The sequence below is a fragment of the Tsuneonella amylolytica genome, assembly GCF_003626915.1.
GTDB lineage: Bacteria > Pseudomonadota > Alphaproteobacteria > Sphingomonadales > Sphingomonadaceae > Tsuneonella > Tsuneonella amylolytica.
Map to the genome: position 1 here is coordinate 1,463,012 of NZ_CP032570.1, position 18,651 is coordinate 1,481,662.

At 68.2% G+C, this 18,651-nt stretch carries 18 protein-coding genes; 10 read left to right on the forward strand and 8 right to left on the reverse strand.

Annotated features, from left to right (window positions below; genetic code table 11):
• The first annotated feature begins 26 nt into the window (after positions 1-26).
• Genes D4766_RS07165 through D4766_RS07175 form a run of 3 tightly spaced genes read left to right on the forward strand, consistent with a single transcriptional unit; the run spans position 27 to position 3,546 of the window.
• A complete protein-coding gene (locus D4766_RS07165) occupies positions 27-965 on the forward strand; it encodes an ABC transporter ATP-binding protein (RefSeq protein ID WP_120716835.1) in 939 nt (312 codons plus the stop codon).
• Positions 965-2,467: an ABC transporter permease gene (locus tag D4766_RS07170; protein WP_120716836.1), complete on the forward strand. Its 1,503-nt coding sequence runs from the start codon at positions 965-967 to the stop codon at positions 2,465-2,467. The genes D4766_RS07165 and D4766_RS07170 overlap by 1 nt, the downstream gene beginning before the upstream one ends.
• Positions 2,468-2,514: 47 nt before the next feature.
• The gene (locus D4766_RS07175; protein ID WP_120716837.1) at positions 2,515-3,546 is read left to right on the forward strand and encodes a ligase-associated DNA damage response exonuclease; all 1,032 of its coding nucleotides are present in this window, start codon (positions 2,515-2,517) and stop codon (positions 3,544-3,546) included.
• 4 nt (positions 3,547-3,550) lie between these two features.
• Here the strand turns inward: D4766_RS07175 and D4766_RS07180 are convergent, their stop codons facing one another.
• The gene (locus D4766_RS07180; protein WP_120716838.1) at positions 3,551-3,865 is read right to left on the reverse strand and encodes a hypothetical protein; all 315 of its coding nucleotides are present in this window, start codon (positions 3,863-3,865) and stop codon (positions 3,551-3,553) included.
• A gap of 81 nt (positions 3,866-3,946) precedes the next feature.
• Between D4766_RS07180 and D4766_RS07185 the strand changes: the two genes are divergently transcribed.
• The gene (locus D4766_RS07185; protein ID WP_120716839.1) at positions 3,947-5,539 is read left to right on the forward strand and encodes a cisplatin damage response ATP-dependent DNA ligase; all 1,593 of its coding nucleotides are present in this window, start codon (positions 3,947-3,949) and stop codon (positions 5,537-5,539) included.
• 27 nt (positions 5,540-5,566) lie between these two features.
• Here the strand turns inward: D4766_RS07185 and D4766_RS07190 are convergent, their stop codons facing one another.
• The 6 genes from D4766_RS07190 to D4766_RS07215 are packed head-to-tail and all read right to left on the reverse strand — an operon-like array spanning position 5,567 to position 12,169.
• Positions 5,567-6,160: a gamma carbonic anhydrase family protein gene (locus D4766_RS07190; protein WP_120718117.1), complete on the reverse strand. Its 594-nt coding sequence runs from the start codon at positions 6,158-6,160 to the stop codon at positions 5,567-5,569.
• 5 nt (positions 6,161-6,165) lie between these two features.
• Positions 6,166-8,364, reverse strand: a complete 2,199-nt coding sequence (locus D4766_RS07195) for a spermidine synthase (RefSeq protein ID WP_120716840.1) — start codon at positions 8,362-8,364, stop codon at positions 6,166-6,168.
• The gene (locus D4766_RS07200) at positions 8,361-8,918 is read right to left on the reverse strand and encodes a GNAT family N-acetyltransferase (protein ID WP_120716841.1); all 558 of its coding nucleotides are present in this window, start codon (positions 8,916-8,918) and stop codon (positions 8,361-8,363) included. Before D4766_RS07200 ends, D4766_RS07195 begins: the two co-directional genes overlap by 4 nt.
• The gene (locus D4766_RS07205; protein WP_120716842.1) at positions 8,911-9,474 is read right to left on the reverse strand and encodes a GNAT family N-acetyltransferase; all 564 of its coding nucleotides are present in this window, start codon (positions 9,472-9,474) and stop codon (positions 8,911-8,913) included. Before D4766_RS07205 ends, D4766_RS07200 begins: the two co-directional genes overlap by 8 nt.
• Complete coding sequence (gene hemB / locus D4766_RS07210; protein ID WP_120716843.1) at positions 9,467-10,462, reverse strand: porphobilinogen synthase; 996 nt, start codon at positions 10,460-10,462, stop codon at positions 9,467-9,469. The genes D4766_RS07205 and hemB overlap by 8 nt, the downstream gene beginning before the upstream one ends.
• Before the next feature lie 48 nt (positions 10,463-10,510).
• Positions 10,511-12,169 carry a M23 family metallopeptidase gene (locus tag D4766_RS07215; protein ID WP_325049065.1) on the reverse strand — a complete coding sequence of 553 codons (1,659 nt, stop codon included), beginning with the start codon at positions 12,167-12,169 and terminating at the stop codon, positions 10,511-10,513.
• Positions 12,170-12,333: 164 nt separating this feature from the next.
• Here D4766_RS07215 and D4766_RS07220 point away from each other — a divergent pair, with 164 nt between their 5' ends.
• The 6 genes from D4766_RS07220 (at position 12,334) to D4766_RS07245 (ending at position 17,680) form a co-directional block, all read left to right on the forward strand.
• Complete coding sequence (locus tag D4766_RS07220) at positions 12,334-14,829, forward strand: helicase-related protein (RefSeq protein WP_407701488.1); 2,496 nt, start codon at positions 12,334-12,336, stop codon at positions 14,827-14,829.
• Between the two features lie 12 nt (positions 14,830-14,841).
• Positions 14,842-15,153 carry an RNA-binding S4 domain-containing protein gene (locus tag D4766_RS07225; protein ID WP_120716845.1) on the forward strand — a complete coding sequence of 104 codons (312 nt, stop codon included), beginning with the start codon at positions 14,842-14,844 and terminating at the stop codon, positions 15,151-15,153.
• Entirely contained in the window at positions 15,150-15,488 is a 339-nt protein-coding gene (gene fdxA, locus D4766_RS07230; protein ID WP_120716846.1) for a ferredoxin FdxA, read from the forward strand. Before D4766_RS07225 ends, fdxA begins: the two co-directional genes overlap by 4 nt.
• A gap of 262 nt (positions 15,489-15,750) precedes the next feature.
• Entirely contained in the window at positions 15,751-16,290 is a 540-nt protein-coding gene (locus D4766_RS07235; protein WP_120716847.1) for a CarD family transcriptional regulator, read from the forward strand.
• Between the two features lie 166 nt (positions 16,291-16,456).
• A complete protein-coding gene (locus D4766_RS07240) occupies positions 16,457-17,287 on the forward strand; it encodes a head GIN domain-containing protein (RefSeq protein WP_120716848.1) in 831 nt (276 codons plus the stop codon).
• Between the two features lie 60 nt (positions 17,288-17,347).
• Complete coding sequence (locus D4766_RS07245; protein WP_120716849.1) at positions 17,348-17,680, forward strand: hypothetical protein; 333 nt, start codon at positions 17,348-17,350, stop codon at positions 17,678-17,680.
• Positions 17,681-17,687: 7 nt separating this feature from the next.
• On the opposite strand, the gene D4766_RS07250 is transcribed toward D4766_RS07245, so the two are convergent.
• Entirely contained in the window at positions 17,688-18,647 is a 960-nt protein-coding gene (locus tag D4766_RS07250; RefSeq protein ID WP_120716850.1) for an L-threonylcarbamoyladenylate synthase, read from the reverse strand.
• Positions 18,648-18,651: the final 4 nt, after the last annotated feature.

The following is an 18,651-nucleotide window of genomic DNA, read 5'->3' on the forward strand; positions in this document are numbered from 1 at the left end:
ATAGCCCTCTTCGCAGGGGGAAAATCATGGCCGTTCTCGAAGTCGACCGACTGACAAAGCGTTTCGCCGACGTGCTCGCGGTGGACGACCTGTCTTTCCGCGTCGAACCGGGGGAGATCTTCGGGTTCCTCGGCGGTAACGGCGCGGGCAAGACCACGACCTTGCGGATGGTGCTCGACATCATCCGGCCGACCTCGGGCACGATCTCGGTGCTCGGCACCGCGCCCGACCGGCGCAACACCGGCGCGATCGGCTTCCTGCCCGAGGAACGCGGCCTCTATTCGAACATGAGCGCGATCGACGTGATCGCCTATTTCGGCCGGATGAAGCGGATGTCCGCCGCCGACGCGAAGGCGCACGGGATGGAGCTGCTCGAACGATTCGATCTCGCCCCGCGCGCCAAGTCGAAGATTTCCGAAATGTCCAAAGGCATGGCGCAAAAGGTCCAGCTGGCGACCGCGCTGGTCAACCGGCCGCAGCTCCTCATTCTCGACGAACCGTTCTCCGGCCTCGATCCCGTGAATCAGGGCTTGCTGGAGGATGAGATCCTGCGCGCTGCCAGCAGCGGCTCAGCGGTCGTGTTCTCGACCCACGTGATGCAGCATGCCGAGCGCCTATGCGACCGCCTGCTCCTGCTACGCAAGGGCGCGAAGCGGTTCGAAGGAACGCTCAACGAAGCGCGGGACGAACTGCCCGCGACGATCGACGCGGTCGCGCGCGACGGCATCCGCACGGTTCCCGGCGTAACCGAGGCGCGCGCGAAGGCGGATCTCGGGGACGGTTGGCATCAATGGGCGCTCGACCTGGCGCCCGGGGCGTCCGCCGGCGACATACTTGAACGCTGCACCGAACAGGGCGTCGCCCTGCGCCGGTTCGAGGAACGGCGCGCGACCTTGCACGACGTGTTCGTCCACCTGGTGGGGGACGACCCTGCCGCGGGCTCTGCCCGGAAGGAGGCCGCGTGATGGACATCGGCAACATCCTCCTCGTCGCCAGGCGCGAGTTCCAGCAGGTCGTCGCGCTCAAGAGCTTCTGGCTCACCCTCGCCCTCATTCCCGTCGCGCTCGCCATCGGGCCTTTGCTGGGCGACAAGCTAAAGGACGACGAGCCCACCCGCATCGTCGTGCTCGACCGGTCGGGCGGCTCGGTCGCCGAGGCACTGGAGGCGCGCTTCGCGTTCGAGGACGACCGAAAGGAACTCGACGCGTTGTCCCGCTTCGTCCGGCGTCACGACCTTGCCAAGGCGGACCCGGCCGCCCCCTGGGCCGCTAGCGACAGGTGGTACACGCCCGCCGATGTCGCCGCCTATCGCCACGCAGGTGGGCTCGATGCGGCGCTGGCGAAAATCAACCGGGTGAAGGCCGCCGAAACTCCCGAATTCGACGCGCCCAACCGCGACTACGCTTTCGCCGCCCCGCCCGCCGCTCTCGCGGGCAAGGACGGCGCGGAGCTGAAGGCCGCCGCCGACGCTCTGCTCGATGCCGACAAGGATGCACCCGCCGAAACCCGCGCCGACGTGGTGATGGTGGTTGGCCGCGACTACCCGGCCGATCCCACAGTGAACCTGTGGGCGAACGAACAGCCGCGCAGCACTTTCGTCCAGCCGGTGCAGGAAGTCCTCACCGCCGATCTTCGCCAGCGGCTGTTGACCGGCAGCGGTTTGTCGCCGACGCAAGCCGCCGCGGTGCAGAACGCCGCCCCGGCGCTTGCCATCTCCACCCCGCGCCCCGGCGGCGGGGCGAAGGAAGCGATGCTGGTCCGTTCGATCGTCCCGCTGGCACTCGCCTACATCCTGATGATGGGCCTCGTCCTGTCGGGCAGCTGGATGTTGCAGGGTTCGATCGAGGAGCGATCGAAGAAACTGCTCGAATCGATCCTCGCCTGCATTTCGCCCGAAGAACTGATGTACGGCAAACTGCTCGGCGCGCTCGCGATCGGGCTGTCGATGCTGATCGTCTGGCTCGGCGCGGGGGTGGCGGTCGCATTCGCCACCCACGGCGCGATCGCCGACATGATCCGACCCGCGCTCGCCCCCATCTCGTCGCCCGGCGCGATCGCCACGCTGATCTTCTTCTTCATTGCGGGCTACATCGCCATCTCGATCGTCTTCGTCGCCATCGGCAGCCTCGCCGATTCGATGAGCGAGGCACAAGGCTACCTGATGCCGGTCCTGCTCGCGATCCTGCTGCCGGTGACGTTCCTCATCCAGGCGATCCTGTCGGGAAACAGCGGGCCGCTGGTGGGCGTGCTGACATGGGTGCCGATCTGGACGCCGTTCGCGGTGCTTGCCCGGCTGGGCTCGGGCATCCCGCCGCTGGAGCTTGTGGGCGCCGCCGTCTTGCTGACCGCTTTCATCGCGGTCGAGGTCGTCTTCCTCGGCCGGATATTCCGCGCCAGCCTGCTCGCGCAGGGACAGAAGCCGGGGCTGAAGGTCCTGATCGAACGCCTGCGTCCCGCCGCGGAGTAATCGCGCCCGCGGGAACGCATCGCGCGGCGCGGGCTTGAGTCGGCACGATGGCGCGCGACTTCGCATGGATCAGGCCCGAGCCGCACGGCATCCACGTCGTCCCCGCGGACACATGGATCGACCCTTCGCGCGCGGTCGGCCATGCGCTCGTCACCCACGGCCACGCCGACCACGCGCGCGGCGGCCACGGCGAGACCGTCGCCACGCCCGAGACGCTGGCGATCATGGAGCTGCGATACCGCACCGGGGCCGAGGACGACGCAGGCGAAATTCCCCACCGCGCCGTGCCGGTTGCCTACGGCGAGACGATCCGGCTGAAGGGCGGCGTCGATGCGACCTACATCCCGGCCGGGCACGTCCTTGGCAGCGCGCAAATCCTGCTCGAGCACGCGGGCGAGCGGGTGATCGTTACTGGTGACTACAAGCGGCGACCCGATCCCACCTGCCCGCCCTTCGTCGTCACCCCGTGCGACATCTTCATCACAGAAGCGACATTCGGCCTCCCGCTGTTCACCCATCCGCCGATCGCCGATGAGATGGCGAAGCTGCTCGGCCGGCTCGTCGCCCATCCCGACCGGTGCGTGCTGGTGGGGGCCTATGCTTTGGGAAAGGCGCAGCGGGTCATCGCCGAACTGCGCGCCTCAGGCCACCATGAGACGATTTACCTCCACGGCGCGCTGGAGAAGATGTGCCGCCTTTACGGCGAATTTGGCGTCGATCTCGGTCCTTTGAAACTGGTGAGCGAGGCGACGAAGGATGAGATGCGCGGGCATGTCGTGGTTGCACCGCCATCCGCGCTCAACGACCGCTGGAGCCGCCGCCTGCCCGATCCGATAACCGCGATGGCATCGGGCTGGATGCGCGTCCGCCAGCGCGCCCGCCAGCGCAACGTAGAACTGCCGCTGGTGATCTCCGACCACGCCGACTGGGGCGAACTGACCCGCACCGTAGAGGAGGTGAACCCGGCCGAGACCTGGATCACCCACGGACGCGAGGAAGCGCTCTTGCGCTGGCACCAGCTGCACCAGCGCAAGGCCCGCGCCCTCGCCCTTGTCGGCTACGAGGACGAGGATGACTGACCCGTCACTTGATGGCGGCGAGGTCGGCCTTCGTCTTCGCCAGCGCGGTGGCGGGCATCCTGTCGCCGGCCATCGGGGCAATCTGGTTGAGGGTCATGCCCTTGAACATCTCGTAGTGTTCATGCGTCGTCAGGCCCGGCAGGTTCGCGTCGAGCACGGCCTTGGCCTTCTCGTCAGCGACAAGCGTGGCGATCGGCGTGTCGAGCGAGAACTTCGCCGCCGCATCGGCATGACCCGCGTGCATCGAATGGTCGGCGGTCTGGGCAATGGCGGGCGCGGCGACGACCAACGCGGCCGCAGCAAGAACGATCGATTTCATGGTGGCGGTTCCCTCTCCCTACACGTCCCGCAGTCGGACGGGCGTGGCCCGCGTATAACCGCACTGGCGGAACGCGCCTAGATGGAAGAGTTCGCCGCCCTCATCGACGCACTCGTCTATACCCGCAGCCGCAACGAGAAGCTGCGCCTGATAGCGGAATACTTGCGCGCGACCCCCGATCCCGATCGCGGATGGGCGCTTGCCGCGCTAACCGACGGGCTCGACTTCCCGGCGGTCAAATCGAGCACGATCCGCAACCTCATGAAGGAGCGGGTGGATCCGGTCCTGTGGACCCTGAGCCGAGATTTCGTGGGCGATACGGCGGAGACGGCGAGCCTGCTGTGGCCTGCGCCGCCGGACCCGCCCGATCCGCCGAGCGTGACCGAGACGGTCGAAATGCTGAACGCGATGAACCGCAAGTCGGTGCTGACGGAGCTGCCGCGCCTGCTCGACCGGCTCGATGCCTCGGGCCGGTATGCGTTGCTGAAACTGGCCACGGGCGCGATGCGGATCGGCGTGTCGAGCCGGCTCGCCAAGGTCGCCTTCGCGCAGGCGTTCGAGGTGCCGGTGGAGGAGGTGGAGGAGCACTGGCACGGCCTTGCCCCGCCGTACGATCCGCTGTTCGACTGGGCCGCGCATGGCCACGCGGCGCCCGACACCGCGAACATGCCGACCTTCCGCCCCTTCATGCTGGCGCATCCACTGGAAGAGACGGTAGTCGACCTCGCCGACTACGCCGCCGAATGGAAATGGGACGGCATCCGCATCCAGCTCGTCCGCATCGGGGGCGAGGCCCGGCTGTATTCGCGCGGCGGCGACGACATCTCGGCGACCTTTCCCGAACTGCTCGACGTGCTGCCGATGGACGCGGTGCTCGACGGCGAACTGCTCGTACGCGGCACCCACCAGGGCGGTGAAGAAGGCGGCGCGGCGAGCTTCAACGCGCTGCAGCAGCGGCTTGGGCGCAAGACCGTGTCGAAGAAGATGCTGGCCGAGTATCCGGCGTTCGTCCGGCTCTACGATGTGCTGATCCTGGAAGGGCTGGACCTGCGCGAACGGCCGTGGAGCGAGCGGCGCGCGGCGCTGGAGGCGCTGATGCCGCGCCTGCCCGAAAGCCATTTCGATCTCAGCCAAGTCATCGATGCGGCGCAGTTCGACGATCTCGCCGTCATCCGCGGTCGCACGCGCGACGACGCGATCGAGGGACTGATGCTCAAGCGGCGCGATTCGCCGTACATCGCAGGGCGGCGCGTGGGGCTGTGGTACAAATGGAAGCGCGACCCGCTGCTGATCGATTGCGTGCTGATGTATGCCCAGCGCGGGTCGGGCAAACGGTCGAGCTTCTATTCGGACTACACCTTCGGATGCTGGGACGGCGACCCCGACGAAGGGGCGGAACTGCTTCCCGTCGGCAAGGCTTATTCGGGCTTCACCGACGAGGAACTGAAGAAGATCGACCGCCACGTCCGTACCCACACGGTCGCCCGCTTCGGCCCGGTGCGCGAGACCGACCGCAGCCTGGTGTTCGAGGTGGCTTTCGACTCGGTGCACGAGAGCAAGCGGCACAAGTCCGGTCTCGCCATGCGGTTCCCGCGCATCCACCGCATCCGCTGGGACAAGCCGGTGCACGAGGCCGACCGGATCGAAGCGCTGAAGGCCCTGATCCGAGACTAAGTCGCGCGGCGCAACTGCCGCAGCAAATCAGCCTTGCGTCCGGCCGTCGTCGGGATGTGGACCGGGCGCGCCGGCGACCGCCAGAGCGTGCGCCTTCGCGTTCTCCACGTAGTGCGCGGCGCCCATCTTCATGCCGGCGACGGCCATGCCGTCGAGGTCGCGCATCTTGCGCGCCGGCCGGCCACCCCACAGTTCGCGGGGCGCCATCACCTTGCCCTCGGTCAGCATCGCACCCGCCGCGAGCATTGAATCGGACGCAATGACCGCCTTGTTCATCGCGATCGCGCCGAGCCCAATGAACCCGCGATCCTCGATCCGGCAGCCGTGGAGCATGCACATATGACCCACCAGCACGTCGTCGCCGATGATCAGCGGGCTACCGTCTGCATCCCCGGGCCGTTCGGGATCGCAATGGAGCACGCTGCCATCCTGGATGTTCGTCCGCTCGCCGATCTCGATCCGGCTCACGTCGGCGCGCAGCACGCAGTTGTACCAGACCGAGCTCATCGCCCCGATCGTCACGTTGCCGACGATGATGCAACCCGGCGCGATGAAGGCGGTGTCGTGGATCCGCGGCGCGTGGCCGTTGATGGGTATGATGGTCACGCCCGGGCGATGGATGGTGGTCACAGGAAATTGCTCCAGTTGAAGTCGGGAAGGATCGAGGCGTAGTCGTCGGTCCAGAGGGCATGGCCGCGATCCTCGAGCGGCGCCCAAGGTTTCGCGCTGGCCGCCCGAAGCGCTGCAATCCGTGCGGGATCGCGCGCCAAGGCGACCCAGGCGGATGGCGACAGCGGACGTTCGATGTCGACGTCGCGGCGCTCAATGGCGGTGAGGCCGTTCGCCCGCGCCAAAGCGGCGACCGCCGGGGCGAGATCGACGTAACGGTTGGAAATGTGCAGCAGCAGAAGACCGCCCGGCTTCAACGCACGCAGGTACACCTTCATAGCCTCGTCGGTCATCAGGTGCAGCGGCACCGCGTCGGAGGAGAATGCATCGATGGCGAGGAGGTCGTAGCTCGCCGGCGCCGCCCGCGCGAGTTCGAGGCGCGCATCGCCGATGACTATGCGCGCATCGGGTGTACAGCGGCGCATGAACGTGAACGTACCGTCGCGCGAATAGGCCAGCACCGCCGGGTCGATCTCGTAGAACGTCCACGTCTGCCCCGGCCTTCGGTAGCAGGCGAGCGTACCCACTCCGAGGCCGACGATGCCGACCGACGCATTCGGCGCCAGCCCACCGGCTTCCGACAGCGCAAGGCCGATGCCCGAGGTCGGGCCGTAATACGTCGTGGGTTGGAGCGCCCGTTCGGGCTGGCGATGCTGGACGCCGTGCAGCGTCGTGCCGTGGGCGAGCGTACGCAAGCCGTTCCGGTTGTCGTCCCGCACCGTATAGACCCCGAAGTAGCTGCGCGACCGGTCGCCCGCGAGCGTCTGCTTCACCGCGTCGAGGCCGCCGAGCGAAAGCATCGCAAAGGCGAGGATGCTCGCAAACGCGATCCGCCAGCGGACCAGCAACAGGCCGATGACGACGACAACCGCGAGCAGGAACTGGACCGCCAGTTCCGACCAACCCGGGGTGCCGTAGACTTCGGTGAGCGCGCTGAGGATGAACAGCGCCGCAGCGAACAGTGCCGCCATAGCGATGCGCCCGCGCTGCGGGGACCATCCGGCGCGCTCGGTCCAGCGGGCATAGGCCGGCATCGGCACCAACAGCGCTGCTGCAACGATCCACAGCGGATGCTCCCACGTCCAGTCGAACACCAGCGGCGCGGCGAGCGCGGTGATGGCGCCCCCGAGCGCCCCGCCCGCCGAGATCACGAGATAGAACAGCGTCAGCCTCCGCGGCGACGGGCGCAGATCGTAGAGCCGGGAATGCAGCGCGATCGCCACCACGACCAGCAGCGCGATGCTCGCCAGCGCGGCGGGCACCGACCCGTTTGCCGACACCATGATGGTGATCGCGCCGAGCACGATGACGAACGCCGCGGCGAAGCGCTTGAACCAGCAGGCGAGCGCGCGCCGTTCCGAGAAGGCGATCGAGAACGACAGCAGGTAAAGCCCCAGCGGAATGACCCAGAGCAGCGGGGTCGCGACGATATCGGTGGTCAGATAGGTCGTGGTGGAAAGCATCAGCCCCGACGGCACCGCCGCCAGCGCCAGCCACATGAGGATACGTTGCCAGCCGGGCGAGGCGTCGTCCGCATCGCCTACGCTGCTTTCCGCAACCATTGAGGCATTTGCGGGCAGCGTTCGTCCGGCGATCATGACCAGTACCACCAGCAGCGCATAGCCCGCCGCCCACAGCCCGCTCTGCCAGCGAAGCGGCATCAGCGGCTCCAGCAAAAGCGGATAGGCGACGAGGCCGGCAAAGCTGCCGAAGTTGCTCGCCGCATAGAGCGGATAGGGGTCGCCCGCGCCCGGCTGCGCGGCGAACCAGCGCTGCATCAGCGGGGCCTGCGCCGAAACCGCGAAGAACACCGGCCCGATCGTCGCGAGGAACAGCAGCGGCACCCACAACGCTTCCAGCCCGGGGCGAGGCGGCGCTAGGCTGGCGAGCCCGATCGGCAGCGTCAGGCCCGCCAGCAGCAAGACGCCGATATGAATCAACGCCTGACGGCGCAGCGGCAACCGTCCAATCGCGTGGGCATAGGCGTACCCACCTAGCAGCAGCGCCTGATAGACGACCATCGCGCTGTTCCACACGTTGGGCGCGCCGCCGAGCCGGGGCAGCGCCATGCGCGCGACCATCGGCTGGACGAGGAACAGCAGGAAGCTGCCCGTCAGGATCGTCGCGAGAAACAGCGCGCGCCGCGATCCGCTCATCCGCGCGCGTCCCACGCAGCCTTGTCGATGGAATAGACGGTCGTCGGATTGAGGTCCGCTCCGTAGCGGGGATCGACGTAATCGAGATCCTCGCGCCGCCGCATGCCGAGGCGCAGCATCAGCCCCCAGCTTGGCGCGTTGCCGTCCACCGTCAGCGCCACGACCTCGTCCGCGCCGAACCGACCGAACGCGGCATCGAGGGCGGCGGTTGCGGCCTCTCGGGCATAGCCCTGCCCCCACGCGTCCTCGCGCAGGCGCCAGCCGACCTCGAACTGGCCGGTCACCGTCGATCCGGGCGCATCGGCACGCTTGAGCCCGCAGAAACCGAGCACCGCACCGTCGCTTTTGCGCTCGACGATCCAGAAGCAGAACCCGTTGCGCGCACGGCATCCGGTCACCCGCTCGACCAGCGCGGCCTGCCCGCTCTCGTCCATCACTCCGCCGAGCCAGCGCATGACGGCCGGGGTGTTCGTTCCCTCGAGGAACCGCGGCAGATCGCCTTCGCGCCAGTCGCGCAGGACCAGCCGATCGGTTTCGATGCGGACGTCATCCATTGCGCACACTCCAGTCCCGGGCGGTCACCGACCATACGGTCGTGGGGTTGTCGGCGGCGGGATATTCGGGGTCGACATAGTCCAGTTCGGCCCGGCGCCCCAATCCCAGACGGTGCATCATCCGGGTCGATGCGCGGTTCGAATCGCTCGTCTGGGAAAAGGCCTCGCCGATGCCGCAGCAGAATGCCCAGTCGAGCACCGCACGGGCCGCTTCGGTGGAGAATCCCCGCCCCTGATGCGCTTCGGCGAACATCCAGCCGATCTCGCGCTGGCCGCGCAGCCGCTCCGGCGCGGCCTCACTGCGGACATGAAACAGACCGACGCGGCCCACCCGCTCCTCGCCGTGCCACACGGTCCAGCGGCGGTGTCCGCCGGGATCGCCGAACGCGCCGATTTCGCCTTCGAGGCTCTCGCGAACTTCGCTCTCGCTGCGCACTTTGCCGCCGAGATGCCGCATCATGCCGGGCGTGTTGATGGCCACAAGGCACCAATCGAGGTCGTTCATAGACGGCGGGCGCAGGACGAGGCGCTCGGTACAGAGCGAACCGTCAGCCATTCAGCAGGCGGGCGGCGTGCGCGGCGTGATAGGTCAGCACGCCGGCACACCCGGCCCGCTTGAAGGCGATCAGCGTCTCCAGCACCAGCGCGTCGCGATTGCCCGCACCCGCCGCCGCGGCGGTTTCGATCATCGCGTATTCGCCGCTCACCTGGTAGGCGAATACCGGCACCTCGAACCGATCCTTCACCCGGCGCACGATGTCGAGATAGGGCAATCCGGGCTTCACCATCACGCTGTCCGCCCCCTCGGCGAGGTCGAGCGCGACCTCCCGCAGCGCTTCCTCGGCGTTGCCGGGGTCCATCTGGTAGCTCTTCTTGTCGCCATTCAGCAGTCCCCCCGACCCCACGGCGTCACGGAACGGCCCGTAGAAAGCGCTCGCATATTTCGCCGCGTAGCTCATGATCTGGACGTTGGGATGGCCGTTCATCTCGAGCGCCATGCGGATCGCGCGGACCCGGCCATCCATCATGTCGCTGGGCGCGATCACGTCGGCACCCGCATTCGCCTGGTTGATCGCCTGGTCGACGAGCACGGCCACGGTATCGTCGTTGGTGACGTAGCCCGCATCGTCGAGCAGCCCGTCCTGTCCGTGACTGGTGTAGGGATCGAGCGCGACATCGGTCAGCACGCCGATATCGTCGCCGCAAGCATCCTTTACCGCCTTGATCGCGCGACACATCAGGTTGTCGGGGTTGAGCGCTTCGGCTCCGTCGTCGCTGCGTCGATCGGTTTGGGTGTTGGGGAACAGCGCGATGCAGGGGATGCCGAGGCCCACCGCTTCCTTCGCGCGGGCGGCAATACCGTCGACCGACCAGCGGGATACGCCGGACAAGGACCGGATCGGCTCCTCCACGCCCGATCCGTCGGTCACGAACAGCGGCCAGATCAGGTCTGCGGGGGTCGGCACCGTCTCGCGGTGGAGCGCGCGGCTCCAGGCGGCGGCGCGGGGACGGCGGAGGCGGAGGTTCGGATAGGCGGCGGTCATCGCTGCCCGCTCTGCCGCAAGCGGCGCGGCCGTGCAATTACCGCAGGCCTATTCGCCCAGCCGGTCGATCTCGCGAACGGGCAGGTCGCTGTCAGCCTCGGCGGCGGACGGGGTGAGGTCGGACAGTGCGGCGCCCGCCCCTACCGTCTTCAATTGCGCGAGGACTTGGCGGAACCGGCGCAGGTTCTCGCCGGTCAGCTGGGCCCGGGTGACGAAGGCAACGCTTGCCGGGTTCACCGGCTGCCCGCCGCGATACATCTCGTAATGGAGGTGCGCGCCGGTAGAGAGGCCGGTGGACCCGACATAACCGATCACCTGCCCTCGTCGCACGCTCTGTCCGGCGGCGACCGCCATGCGGCTCATATGGCAATAGCGGGTCTGGATATTGCCGCCGTGCGCCAGCCGCACCGTATTGCCGCAGCCGCCCGCGCGCCCGGCGCTGAGTACCCGGCCGTCGGTCACCGCGACGATCGGTTGGCCGTAACTCGCCTTGAAATCCATGCCCGCGTGACGGCGCATATATCCGAGGATCGGATGGCGCCGCATGCCGAAGCTGGAGGTGATCCGCCCCGGGACCGGTTGCAGCAGCCCGCTACGCTGCTCGCCCACGCCCGAGGCTTCGTAGAACTTGCCGTCGCTGCCCCAGCGCATCAATTGGGTGCGGGGTTTCCCGCCGCGTTCGATGCCGGCGTAGAGCAGCTGGCCCGCTTGCCGCTCGCCCGTTGCGGCGCGCTTGTAGCTGATGATCATGTCGAACGTGTCGTCGGGCCGGACGCCGTCGTCCAGGTCGACCTGCTGGCCCAGTTCTTTGAGATAGGCCTGCACAGCCCCCGCCGGCGCACCCGCCGACCGCATCGCGCGATAGAGGCTGCTGCCGGCGACCCCGCGGATGCGCAGCGGCGTGTTGTCCACCCGGATTGCCTTGCGTTCGAGCGCGAGCCCTCCGCCGTCCCCACGGGCGACCTCGAGCGCGAGGTCGAACCGGGCGCGGAACGCCAGAGCATCGAGCGGGCGCGCTGTGCCGGGCGCCGGCCGGCGGCCGAGGGTGATGTCGATCTTGGTACCCGGAGCGATCTCGTCGACCGGCATCGCCTGTCCGACCAGGCCGAGCACGCGCGCGGCATCCGCGCCGCCGATGCCCGCGCGCTGGAGCATGCGGGCGAAGCTGTCGCCGTTCGCCAGCGTTGCCACGACCTCGATGCGCGGCCGTTCCGGCGCGGCCTTGAGCGGAGCGACCGCCTGCGTCGCAGCCATGCGCCGGCCGCTGTCGCCGCCCAGCGCGAGCGGCATGATCATCTGGCTGCGAAACTCGTCGCGCACGGCATCGTCGACCCGCGTGGCCGGCGCCGCCTCGAGCGGAGCGAAGCCGGGCCAGAACGCGAGACTGAATGCGCTGAGACCGATGAAGGTGCCGAGCCCGCGAAACCAACGGCGGCTGCCGATACCCTGCGCGAGGTCGGGTGCGAGGTCGACGCGTGCGAGTTTCTCCTCCGCCCGCCAACGCCACGCGTCCCATCGTTCGCCGATGCCGCGCACGCGGCGCAGGACCGCGCGGTCGCCGTCCTCGACGGTACGGGCGCGGGCGATCTGGGAATGCGTGAGCGCGGCGGCGCGCCAGCCGGGCACGCCGTCTGCGGGGCCGTGCCCCGATGCGTCCATCTCACGCGGCTGGAACAGCGCGTCCTCCATCTTCGACGGGCCGCGCACAGGATCCCTACCGGCGCGACCCGGACCCGGCGGGGTCCTTAGCCCGAAAACCCTGCCGAAATGAAGTTAATAGCCGCCTAAAATCGTCCCGGCGGTCGCACATCGGGCACGGGCTGTGGGCTGCGACGGGCGCGCGGTTGTAGCCGGGGACGGGCGATGCCACATTGCCAGACGTGAAGCCTTCCCCTGACGGCGCGACGATCAAGGCGGTCCTCGGGCCGACCAACACCGGCAAGACCCACCTCGCGATCGAGCGGATGTGCGGCCATGCGTCGGGCGCTATCGGCTTCCCGCTGCGGCTGCTGGCGCGCGAGGTCTACGACCGGGTCGTCGCCATCAAGGGCGAGAAACAGGTCGCCCTCATTACGGGCGAGGAACGGATCGAACCGCCCGACGCGCGGTATTTCCTGTGTACCGCCGAAGCCATGCCTCGGCTCGGGGGCGGACACGCCTTCGTCGCGCTCGACGAGGCCCAGATCGGCGCCGATCGCGAGCGCGGCCATGTGTTTACCGACCGGTTGCTGCATGCCCGCGGACGAGAGGAAACCCTGTTGCTGGGTTCGTCGACACTCGAGCCGATGGTGCGGCAATTGCTGCCGAAGGCCGAGATCGTCACCCGTCCACGTTTTTCGACGCTGACCTATGCCGGCAGCGCCAAGCTGAGCCGACTTCCGCCGCGCAGCGCGATCGTCGCGTTTTCGGCGGAACAGGTCTATGCCGTTGCCGAAATGCTGCGCCGGTTCCGCGGCGGCGCGGCGGTGGTGATGGGCGGATTGAGCCCCGAAACCCGCAACCGGCAGGTCGCGCTCTTCCAGTCGGGCGAGGTCGATTACATCGTGGCAACCGACGCCATCGGCATGGGCCTCAACCTCGACGTTCGCCATGTCGCCTTCGCCGGCCTCACCAAGTTCGACGGAGTGCGTCAGCGCCGGCTGACCCCGGCCGAAATGGCGCAGATCGCCGGACGCGCAGGGCGCCACCAGACCGATGGCAGCTTCGGCGCCCTGTCCGGAGCGGGCGGGACCGCGCCCGAGTTCACCGACGAGGAAGTTTATGCGATCGAGGAACACCGCTTCGCCCCGTTGACCGGCCTGTACTGGCGCGAAGCCGAGCCCAGGTTCGACAGCATCGGCACGCTCATCGCCGACCTCGAATCGGCGCCGGGGGAGCCGGGCCTGATGAAGGCACCCGAAGCGATCGATCTCGCGGTGCTGAAGCGCCTCGCCGACGATCCGATGGCGGAAGGTGTGCGCGGCCCCGGTCTCGTCCGGCGGTTCTGGGAAGCGTGCTGCTTGCCGGATTTCCGCCAGTCGGGGCCCGATACGCACGCCCGCTTCGTCGCGCGGCTGTGGCAGGACCTGCGCCACGGGGTGCTCGGGGCGGACTACGTCGCTGCACGGATCGCCGAACTCGACCGGCCGCAGGGCGATATCGATACGCTACAGGGGCGGATCGCCGCGATCCGGAGCTGGGCCTACATTGCGCAGCGCCCCGACTGGGTGCTGGCCCGCGACGAGATGGCCGCGCGCGCCCGCGGGGTCGAGGCCCGCCTGTCGGATGCGCTTCATGCGCGGCTGACGGAGCGGTTCGTGAACCGGAGGACCGCCATACTGATGAAGAGCTTGGGCAAGGATGCCGCACTGCTGCCCGTCACAATCGAAGCCGACGACGTCGTGACGGTAGAGGACGAACCGATCGGACACCTCGACGGCTTCCGCTTCGTAGTCGACCCACGCGCGAATCACGAGGATCGCCGCATGCTGCTCGCCGCCGCGGAAAAGGCGCTGCCCCGGCTGCTCGCGAAACGCGCCGAATCGCTCGACCTGTCCGAACTGGAACTGGCAGGCGGCGCGATACGCTGGCGGAGCCGGGAGCTTGCGCGGCTGGAGGGCGGCCCGGTCGCCCGCCCGCGGATTGCCGCAACGAAGGACCTGGCCGGGCTGCCGGCGGAGGGACGGGCCGCGTTTCTCGAGCGGCTGGAGAGCTGGCTGCGCGAACGGCTCGCCCCGATCGCCCCGCTCGAAAAGCTCGACGCTGCGACCCGCGACAAGGCGGGCGGCAGCGAGGCGCGGGCGCTTCTGCTCGCGTTGGTAGCCGGACACGGTACCGTTGCGCGCGAAAAGGCGGGGGTCGACCACCTTCCCAAGGAGGCCCGCCCGTATCTGCGCCGTCTTGGCGTCGTCTTCGGCGCGCTCGACGTCTTCGCCCCGGCGCTGCTGAAGCCGTCCGCGCGGACTGCGTTGCATGCAACGGGCATCGATCCACGACCGATTGCAGAACAGATGCCGCCCGTCCTCTCCCAGCCCGGCAGGCGCTTGCCGGCCGGTTACCGCCCCGCCGGCGCGCAGGCGGTCCGCGTCGATATCGCCGACAAGCTGGTGCGCGCAGCGCACGAGGCCCGCACCGCAGCCCGCACCCGTCATTTCGCCATCGATCCTGCGCTCGCCGTATCGACCGGTCTCACGCACGATAGCTGGGCGCGCCTGCTCGGCGCTGCCGGGTTCAAGGTGCAACGCGGTCGCGCCCTCCGCGACGGGGCGTTCGGCCCGCCTGCGCCCGATCACTGGACGTGGCGCCCTGCACGGCGCGAGCAAACGCCGAAGCCCGCCGCCGTTCGCGAAGGCAGTGCCTTCGCCGCGCTGGCCGGTCTCGTGCGGTAGGGGCAATTGCCAGTGCGGATCGATAAGCTGCTGTGCCAGTTGCGGTTCACGAAGACCCGCGGCCTTGCCCACGACCTGGTGGTTGCGGGTCATGTCCGGCGCAACGGGGCCCGCGTGACCCGCGCGAGTCAGTTGGTCGCGGTCGGCGATACGCTGACCCTGCCGCTGCCCGCTGGAGTCCGCGTGATCGAACTTCTCGCCCTGCCTTCTAGACGCGGACCGCCCGCCGAAGCGCAGGCCTGCTATCGCGTGCTTGACCCGCACGCCCCAGTCGCCTTAGCAGCGCCATCTGGACAACAGCCCGAGGAAGGCCCGCCCCAATGACCTACGTCGTCACCGACGCGTGCATCAAGTGCAAGTACACCGACTGCGTCGAGGTCTGCCCGGTCGATTGCTTCTACGAAGGCGAGACGATGCTCGTCATCAATCCGTCCGAATGCATCGACTGCGGCGTGTGCGAGCCGGAGTGCCCGGCCGAGGCGATCCTGCCCGACACGGAGGACAACCTCGAGAAATGGCTGGAGCTCAATACAAAGTTCAGCGCCGAATGGCCGAACATCACCACCAAGAAGGACCCGCCGCCCGACGCCGACGAGCACAAGGGCGAGGACGGCAAGTACGAGGCGTATTTTACCCCCGAACCCGGCGAAGGCGACTGACTTCGGCGCCGGGGCGTTTCGTCCCGGTTCGCAACATTTCGCGTCTGTCGCACTCCGCTCGCGGGCGGGGTGGAAATTTTGTTGCGATAGTGTTATATAATTGACCAAACGCCCCGCCGATTCCCGGCGCGGCGCGTGAGTATTCGCAAGAAGGCACGACAACCGCCGCTTCGCCAGGACCGCCGGTCCGATCGCGCCCGTCGTGGGGTCCGGTCGCCGGAGCGCCTGACCGCTGGTCGCCCGTGCCGCAGAAAGGACGCACATGGCCACTTCCGCCCCCGCCCTCGCATTCGATGTCGGCGACTATGTGGTCTATCCCAAGCACGGGGTAGGCCGGGTGATCGAACTGCAGAGCGAGGAAATCGCCGGCATGCAGCTCGAACTCTATGTCCTGCGCTTCGAAAAAGAGCGGATGACGCTTCGGGTTCCGGTCAACAAGGTCGAATCGATCGGCATGCGCAAGCTGTCGAGCGACAAGACCCTGAAGGAAGCGATGGAGACCCTGAAGGGCAAGCCCAAGGTCAAGCGCACCATGTGGAGCCGCCGTGCCCAAGAGTACGAGGCAAAGATCAACTCGGGCGAGATCGTGCTCATTGCCGAAGTGACCCGCGATCTGTTCCGCCCGGAAGACCAGCCCGAACAGAGCTATTCGGAACGCCAGATTTTCGAGGCCGCCTCGAGCCGCCTCGCGCGCGAACTTGCCGCGATGGAAAAGACCGACGAGCCGACCGCGCTGGAAAAGATCCTGAATGTGCTGCGCGAACACGCGCCGCAGTATTACGAGAACACCGAGGAAGCATGAACCTGGCTTCTCGATGCACAAACGGGGCGCTGGTCGGATCGGCCAGCGCCCTTTTCGCATGCGCGCTGCATCGACGAGCGACATGCGCGAACCGACCGGCGGCCATTGCCCGCGGGGTCTTGCTGTATTAGATCGCCAATACGGATAACGAGGAAAGGCCCCGACCATGTTCAATCGAATCTTCAGGGGCGTTGCCCCCGTCGTCGCCATGGCCGCCGCGCTCGGCGCGGGCGCATGCAACGGCAAAGTTACGATCAACGGCGACAAGGGTGTGCCGCTGTCGGAACTGGACACTGCAGGCAAGACGCCGACCGGGATCGTTCTCGCCGGACCCGACAGCGTCGTGGTGAAGGATGGCGGGACGCTTTCGATCGATGTCTCGGGCGACCCGCAAGCGGTCGCAGCGCTCCGCTTCACGCTGGATGACGATACGCTCGGCATCATGCGTCAAAACGGTTCGAACGACCGTGGGAAGGCCACCGTGACCGTCACGATGCCGGGCCTCGAAAAGATAACCTTGGCCGGATCTGGCTCGATCGAGGCCGCGTCGCTGGCCGGCAAGCCCGAAGTCGTCATCGCCGGCAGCGGGACTGCGCGCACCGCACGGGTCGCCGCCTCCAAGCTCGAAGTCACCATCGCCGGGTCGGGCACTTACCGCGCGGCCGGTACCGCCGATGCGCTGGACCTCACCGTCGCCGGGTCCGGCACCGCCGACATGGCTGGTCTGAACGCGAAGAGCGCCGAAGTCACGATCGCCGGCTCGGGCGATGCGGCGTTCGCATCGGACGGTACGGTCGAGGCCACGATCATGGGTTCGGGCGACGTCACCGTCACCGGATCGGCGCGCTGCACCATCAAGTCGATGGGGTCGGGTACGCTGACCTGCGAACGCGGAACAGTCCGGGACGATGCGCGCGGCGCCGGAAACTCGAGCGAGACCCCGCCCGTCGCCCCCACGCCCCCGCCCGCCCCGTCGCCGCCGGCAACACCGCAATAATTCATCGACCGGCAACGGTGTCCCCCGTAGGGCTGCGCATCGATCGAAGGATTGCAACCGATGCGCGGCCCTACACCCTATCTTGCCCCCCTGCTGGCCTTCGCCCTGTCGGGGTGCATCGCCAGTACCTTGGTGGACGTCGCGACGGCGCCGGTGAAAGTCGCTTCGAAGGCGGTCGACTTGGCGACCACCAGCCAGTCCGAAGCCGACGAGAAGCGCGGCCGCGAACTCCGCAAGCGCGAGCAGCGCCTCGGCGAACTGCAGCGCCAGCGCGACAAGCTCGAAAAGAAGTGCATCTCGGACCGCGATCACCGCGCCTGCGACGAGCTGTCGGCCGTGAATGCCGAGATCAAGGTCATGTTGCCGCAAGTCCCTTACGCGCCCGGCCGCTAAGGATCGGTCAGGCGGCCGCGCGCCGCAACCGGTCGTTGATTGCCCGCCCGATACCGGCATCCGGTACCGGCGCAATTGCGATCCGGGACTTGGGCGATGCCGCCGCCAGATGGAGACAGGCGTAGAGCCGCGACGCCGCTTCGACCGGATCGCCAGTTGCCGAAAGGGTCGTGTCCCCTGCGATCTCGCCGAACCCGATTATGAACTCGCCTTCCCGCGCCGATCGCGCGCCCAGCCGGACCGGTTTGCCCGGCGCATAGTGGCTGGCGAGTTGCCCGGGTGCTTCGATCCCCGCATCCCCGCGCCCGACAGGTGCGTCGCTCTCCGGCCGGAGAAAGCGGCGGAGTCCCGACAGGTCCACCGGGCCCGGGCGCAATTCGTCCCACGCTCCATCGGCACGGATGGCGAGGATCGTCGATTCGATTCCGCCGGGGCAAGCCGACCCGTCGTCGATCACCGCATCGATCCGGCCGTCGAGCGTCGCGAGCACGTGCGCCGCACTCGTCGGACTGACGAAGCCGCTGCGATTGGCCGACGGAGCGGCGAGCGGCAGTTCGCAAGCATCCAGCACGGCCCGCATCACCGGATGCGCCGGACATCGTAGCGCGACGGTGTCGAGACCCGCAGTCACCGCGGGCGCGAGACCGGCACCGACCCTCAAGGGGCACACCAACGTCAAGGGCCCGGGCCACGCCTGCGCCATCACGACGTCGGCCCCCGGCGGGAGTGTCGCGAACGCTTCGGCCTCGGCCCGGCTGCGAACATGGACGATCAGCGGATTGAAACCGGGCCGGCCCTTCGCCTCGTAGATATGCGCCACCGCGGCGGCGTCGTCGGCCCGGGCGGCAAGGCCGTAGACGGTTTCGGTCGGCACCGCGACGAGCCCGCCGGACGCGAGTATCGAAGCGGCCCGTGCGATTCCCGAATCGTCCGCGGCGAGCGTTTCCGTAGCGTATTTGCCGTCCATCCCC

Bases quoted from the DNA above. Each gene is read 5' to 3' on its own strand.
- D4766_RS07175 (WP_120716837.1), top strand. From the start codon at position 2,515: ATGGCGCGCGACTTCGCATGGATCAGGCCCGAGCCGCACGGCATCCAC.
- fdxA (WP_120716846.1), top strand. From the start codon at position 15,150: ATGACCTACGTCGTCACCGACGCGTGCATCAAGTGCAAGTACACCGAC.
- hemB (WP_120716843.1), bottom strand. From the start codon at position 10,462: ATGACCGCCGCCTATCCGAACCTCCGCCTCCGCCGTCCCCGCGCCGCC.
- D4766_RS07240 (WP_120716848.1), top strand. From the start codon at position 16,457: ATGTTCAATCGAATCTTCAGGGGCGTTGCCCCCGTCGTCGCCATGGCC.
- D4766_RS07200 (WP_120716841.1), bottom strand. From the start codon at position 8,918: ATGGATGACGTCCGCATCGAAACCGATCGGCTGGTCCTGCGCGACTGG.
- D4766_RS07205 (WP_120716842.1), bottom strand. From the start codon at position 9,474: ATGGCTGACGGTTCGCTCTGTACCGAGCGCCTCGTCCTGCGCCCGCCG.
- D4766_RS07170 (WP_120716836.1), top strand. From the start codon at position 965: ATGGACATCGGCAACATCCTCCTCGTCGCCAGGCGCGAGTTCCAGCAG.
- D4766_RS07245 (WP_120716849.1), top strand. From the start codon at position 17,348: ATGCGCGGCCCTACACCCTATCTTGCCCCCCTGCTGGCCTTCGCCCTG.
- D4766_RS07185 (WP_120716839.1), top strand. From the start codon at position 3,947: ATGGAAGAGTTCGCCGCCCTCATCGACGCACTCGTCTATACCCGCAGC.
- D4766_RS07235 (WP_120716847.1), top strand. From the start codon at position 15,751: ATGGCCACTTCCGCCCCCGCCCTCGCATTCGATGTCGGCGACTATGTG.
- D4766_RS07195 (WP_120716840.1), bottom strand. From the start codon at position 8,364: ATGAGCGGATCGCGGCGCGCGCTGTTTCTCGCGACGATCCTGACGGGC.
- D4766_RS07165 (WP_120716835.1), top strand. From the start codon at position 27: ATGGCCGTTCTCGAAGTCGACCGACTGACAAAGCGTTTCGCCGACGTG.
- D4766_RS07250 (WP_120716850.1), bottom strand. From the start codon at position 18,647: ATGGACGGCAAATACGCTACGGAAACGCTCGCCGCGGACGATTCGGGA.
- D4766_RS07180 (WP_120716838.1), bottom strand. From the start codon at position 3,865: ATGAAATCGATCGTTCTTGCTGCGGCCGCGTTGGTCGTCGCCGCGCCC.